Genomic DNA, 4741 nt, shown 5'->3' on the forward strand with positions numbered 1-4741 from the left:
ATCGGGATGCACGAACAAGGCCTCGATATGGTCCGCCGCCATGCCGATGAAACCGAGCGGCACATCCCCGGCACCGGTCGCCACCGCGACATGCGCGCGCGGCAGGTAACGCTCGCGCACGAGTTCGGCATAGAAGGCGCGATCGCCGGGCGCGATGAAATCATGCGTCGCCGCCACCGCCGCCTCCCAGATCGCAAAGAGCGTTTCACTCTCACCCGGATAGGCGCGGCGAATGCGCCGGACGGCTGGCGGCTGCGGCGTCATCTCAGGCGGCCCATCCGAAATGCGCGCTCTCGCCGCGATGCAGCGCCTCGGTCCTGGCCGTAAAGCGCCCGTCATCGCCATGCAGGACGAGCGGCGGGTTGATCCGCAAGGGCGTGCGCGCGCCCTTGATCGCCGTGATCAGGATCCGCGTGGCCGGCGCCCCGGCGCGCGGCAGAACCGGCGTCACCACAATCGCGCCCATACGGGGCACCAGGGCCGCGAGGCAGGAATCGAGCTTGTCGGCACGCTGGATCAGCGCGAGGTGACCGCGCGGGCGCAGGCAGCGGATCGCGGCGCCGAGCCAGAGCGCGTGACCGCCCACAAGGGTGACATGCGCCCGCGCCCGCCCCGGCTCCGGCGAAACCTCCGCCTCGTCCGGCTCGAAGAAAGGCGGATTGGTGTAGACCCTGTCCATGCTGGCATGATCAAGCGCAGGCCCGGCGAGGAGATCGGCGCAGACGACGAGATTGCGAGAAGCGCAGCCATTGGCGATCGCATTGAGCCGACACAGATCCGCGAGTTCTTTCTCGCGCTCGATCATGACGAGGCGGCAATCGGTTGCCTCGTGCAGCGCCATCAGCCCCACCGCGCCGCTGCCCGCCCCGAAATCGGCAATCCGCTCCCCGCGCGGCGGGGCGAGTGCGGTGGCAAGCAGCACGGCATCCGTCCCGGCCCTGTGGCCGCGCGCGCGCTGGATCAGGCGGATACGCCCGGAAAACAGCGTGTCATGCGAATACGAAGCCGGATCGGGGGCCGTCATGGTCGGGTTCATCAGGGCGGGTCACGCAATTCATCGGCGAGGCCGGCTTCACGCAGCAGACGGCGCGCGCCGTCTGCCTCGTCCTCCACCACCAGCAGCCGGCGCGCAATCGCCCCGATCGAGCCCTCGAGCACGCTCATATGCGTATCGACGAGCAGCACGTTGAACCCGGCATCGGCCAGCAGCGATTCGGCAAAAGAGAGCAGGACGGGATCGTTGGCGCGAATCAGTTCGACCATTTCAGCTCCATGGACCGCAGAATGAGCCGCATGAGCGACCATTTTTCCAGCAGCTGCGATGCAGGATAGGCTGCCGGCAGCTCATATGACAGCGATCGCTGCGGCGCACACGCGCGTTGCTTCTCCCGGCGCCGCGTGGCAGTTTGCGCTGACCGCGCGGAATTCTATCGCGTCGTAGTCTAGAGATGAATGTACGGGTTGGAAAGGCGGCATGGTCGCGCTACCTCCCGAGCGGGATTGCATACCCGTGAAGACAAGGATGGAGCGCGTGGGCGTCGTCGTACCTTTCGAAGACAAGGCCGAGCCCGGCATCGGGCGTCTCGTCGACTTGACCAGGGCTGATATGGAGCGTGTCAACGCGATGATCCTGTCGCGCACCGGCTCCGAGGTCACCATGATCCCGGAAGTTGCCAATCACCTGATCTCGTCAGGCGGTAAAAGACTGCGCCCCATGCTGACGCTCGCCACCGCGCAGCTCACGGGCTATGAGGGCGCTGGCCACGTCAAGCTCGCGGCCGCTGTCGAATTCATGCACACCGCCACCCTTCTGCACGACGATGTCGTCGATGAGAGCGACATGCGGCGCGGCAAGATTGCTGCACGCATTCGCTGGGGCAACGAGGCAAGCGTGCTCGTCGGCGACTTCCTGCTCGGCCAGGCCTTCCGGATGATGGCCGAGGTGGGCAGCCTGCGCGCGCTAGAAATTCTCTCCGCCGCCGCCTGCCTGATCGCCGAGGGCGAAGTCATGCAGCTCGCCGCCGCCAAGAATACCGAGACGAACGAGGACGAGTATCTCGCCATCATCCGCGGCAAGACGGCCGAACTCTTCGCCGCCGCTTGCGAGGTCGGCCCCGTCATCGCCGAGCGCCCCAAGGCGGAGATCGCCGCCTGCCGCAGCTACGGCATGAATCTCGGCATCGCCTTCCAGCTCATCGACGACGCCCTTGATTACGGCGGCGGCGCGGCCAATCTGGGCAAGAATACCGGCGACGATTTCCGCGAGGGCAAGATCACCCTGCCCGTCGTCCTCTCCTTCCGGCGCGGCAGCGACGAAGACCGCGCCTTCTTCCGTCGCACCCTCGAGGAAGGTGATATCCGCGATGGTGATGTCGAACACGCGGTCGCCATCATGAAGGCATGCGGTGCCCTCGAAGACACGGTCGAACGCGCCCGCCACTACGGCGCCATGGCCCGCGACGCCCTCGCCATCTTCCCCCAGGGCGAGATGAAGGACGCATTGCTCGAGACGGTGGATTTCTGCGTGTCGCGGGGGCATTGAGGGGGCTTCGTCCCCGAGTACGAGCCTGCAATAATACCGCTTTCTCTGATTGGGCGGCCTGAGAGAATGATCTCGCCGTCCCACCGGCAGCGTCAGGACGGATCATGGCAGATCCGGTCTTCGCATGCATGATCCGGTTGCTGTTTTGAAGCCGCAGCATGGCTGATATCGGAAATCTGTCACCACGCTCACCCAGGTAGCGATGAGTCCTCACAGGCCAGACGACATCTGTCCCAGCGTTGGTTTATTACAAAAATACAATTTTTTATTGCCGAAAGAGACAGCTTGCACCAAGGGGCAGGGTCAAAATTGACATTACGAGGATATTCGTACAATGAAGGGATCAGGGTTCACTGAGGCGAGCGGCGCGTCATCGCAGCTCTTGATACCGGACAGTACCAGCATGAATCACGCGAAGGGATTGATACGAAAAATCTGCTCCTGACGGGGCAGATCTGGGCACAGGAGCTGAAAGCGGTTCTGCTTCGAAGCAATGGCAACGATCATGTTGCTTCACCGCATCATGCTGATTCGAATACCGAATTTCATATCGTCAACCACAATTAATAGTATGTGAAATTCTATTTTATCGATGACCCTGACACGGTTTTCATCAGCGTTCACAAGTGAGATCCATCATGAAATTTTATGAAGCAGGTGAAAAGTCAAAAGCGATCTGTGCGCAATGCCAGATGCTCGTGACGACCACGTTCCGGTATCGCGACGTGCCCTTCGATGACGGGGAAGGGATCGTCAAGGATATCCTCGTCGCGGTCTGCAATATCTGTGATACCGTCGTCGCCATACCTGCGCAATCAACGCCGGCGATCCGGCGGGCGCGTGAGGCGGCGGAGGTAACGCTCGAAGTCTCGCTATCGGCGCGCGATCTGCAGGTACTTGACCTTGCCGCCCTGCGCATCGATTCGGCAGCGACCGCGCGGTTTCGCAAACCACTGATCGCTCATTTCCTCAAGCGCCTCGAAGATGACCCGCAGGCGCCGCAAAGATTGGCCGAGAAAACCAGACGCACCGCTTCGGCGCGCAAATCCCCAAGCCCCGTGCCTGTCCCGCGTAAACGGCTTTCCTGCAAGATCACGCCGGCCACCGATGCGCGCCTGCACCAGTTGATGCAGACGACGAAACTGAAGAAGAGCGATCTGATCAAGGCCATCATAGGCGAGATCGAGGAAAAGCTGTTGCAGCATGAGGCGCCGCCAGATCTGCCTGTCCTGCGCGATGTGGCCGCCGTGGTGAACGCCTGACCCACCGCTTATCACTACCCACGCCTCTATTTTTCCCCAAACCGACAATACCCCTTGTGGGGGGCAAATCGATCTGCTAATTGCTCCGCCGCGCCCCGGGAAAACGGGGCTGCGTTGCGGCCGTGGCGGAATCGGTAGACGCGCTAGCTTGAGGTGCTAGTCCTCGAAAGGGGGTGGAGGTTCAAATCCTCTCGGCCGCACCATCGAAACGGATCCGGGCTCATGCAAAGCCGGACCGGCTGCCCGTAAACCGGGCGCTCCATTTCAGCGATAATCCAGTAGATTGGCGCCCTCAGCGCGCGACGAGATTACCCTCGTAATCGATGAAATCGCGCCCCGGCTCCGAACGCCAGGCAAAAAGCCCGTATTCGCCCAGACTCGCATCGCCCTGTGCGTCGAAGGCGACGGGGCCGATCTCCGTCATCAGCATGGCACCGCTGCGCAGATATTGCGCGACGGCCTGAGCCTCCAGTTCCGGCACATGGTCGCGCGCCTCCTCCAGAACCCGCAAGGCGACGAAGCTCATCAGCGCCGTGCGCCCGCCGTCGAGGCCCGTCGCATCGAGCGATTCCTGCAGGGGGCGGTCGTAGGAATCACGCGGCAGCGCCGCAGTCATCAGCGCGCCTTCCGCAGCATCGCCCGCGCTCTCGGTAAATTGCGGCGAGATCGCCCCCTCACCCGTGACGAAGGTTGCCCCGAGGCCGGCCTGACGCATCTGGCGCAAGATGATTCCCGCCTCCTCGGCCATGCCGCCGAAATAGACTGCATTGATCCGCGCCTCCACCATGCTGCGGATCAGTGCGCCATAGCCCGATTCGCCCGTATCGATCCCGGTATAGAGCGTATCGTCGAGGCCCAGATCGTTCATGACTTGCCGCGTGCGGTCGGCCAGGCCCTTGCCGAAGGCGGATTTGTCATGCACGACGGCAACCCGGCG

The 4741-nt window shown here is 63.0% G+C and carries 5 protein-coding genes, 1 tRNA gene and 1 pseudogene; 3 read left to right on the forward strand and 4 right to left on the reverse strand.

Annotation, left to right across the window (positions count from 1 at the left end):
- The 3 genes and pseudogenes from VKP01_RS13170 to VKP01_RS13180 form a co-directional block, all read right to left on the reverse strand.
- Positions 1-264: pseudogene (locus VKP01_RS13170) on the reverse strand (hypothetical protein); the annotation flags it as partial.
- Position 265: 1 nt separating this feature from the next.
- Positions 266-1024 carry a tRNA1(Val) (adenine(37)-N6)-methyltransferase gene (locus VKP01_RS13175; protein WP_324413009.1) on the reverse strand — a complete coding sequence of 253 codons (759 nt, stop codon included), beginning with the start codon at positions 1022-1024 and terminating at the stop codon, positions 266-268.
- An 11-nt stretch (positions 1025-1035) separates the two neighbouring features.
- The gene (locus VKP01_RS13180; RefSeq protein WP_324413011.1) at positions 1036-1263 is read right to left on the reverse strand and encodes a DUF2007 domain-containing protein; all 228 of its coding nucleotides are present in this window, start codon (positions 1261-1263) and stop codon (positions 1036-1038) included.
- 268 nt (positions 1264-1531) lie between these two features.
- On the opposite strand from VKP01_RS13180, the gene VKP01_RS13185 reads away from it, so the two are divergent.
- From VKP01_RS13185 to VKP01_RS13195, 3 genes are all read left to right on the forward strand, one after another.
- Positions 1532-2542: a polyprenyl synthetase family protein gene (locus tag VKP01_RS13185; protein ID WP_324413013.1), complete on the forward strand. Its 1011-nt coding sequence runs from the start codon at positions 1532-1534 to the stop codon at positions 2540-2542.
- Between the two features lie 692 nt (positions 2543-3234).
- Positions 3235-3804, forward strand: coding sequence for a hypothetical protein (locus VKP01_RS13190; RefSeq protein ID WP_324413015.1), 570 nt, complete (start codon positions 3235-3237; stop codon positions 3802-3804).
- A 116-nt stretch (positions 3805-3920) separates the two neighbouring features.
- Positions 3921-4007: transfer RNA gene (locus VKP01_RS13195), tRNA-Leu, on the forward strand.
- An 89-nt stretch (positions 4008-4096) separates the two neighbouring features.
- Here VKP01_RS13195 and VKP01_RS13200 read toward each other — a convergent pair.
- Positions 4097-4741, reverse strand: a 645-nt coding sequence (locus VKP01_RS13200) for a branched-chain amino acid ABC transporter substrate-binding protein (RefSeq protein ID WP_324413017.1), incomplete at its 5' end; no start/stop codon positions are given.

Source organism: Saliniramus sp., from assembly GCF_035311605.1.
Taxonomy (GTDB): domain Bacteria; phylum Pseudomonadota; class Alphaproteobacteria; order Rhizobiales; family Beijerinckiaceae; genus Saliniramus.

Coding starts and splice junctions, on each gene's coding strand:
- VKP01_RS13175 (WP_324413009.1), bottom strand. CDS start 1,024: ATGACGGCCCCCGATCCGGCTTCGTATTCGCATGACACGCTGTTTTCC.
- VKP01_RS13190 (WP_324413015.1), top strand. CDS start 3,235: ATGCTCGTGACGACCACGTTCCGGTATCGCGACGTGCCCTTCGATGAC.
- VKP01_RS13180 (WP_324413011.1), bottom strand. CDS start 1,263: ATGGTCGAACTGATTCGCGCCAACGATCCCGTCCTGCTCTCTTTTGCC.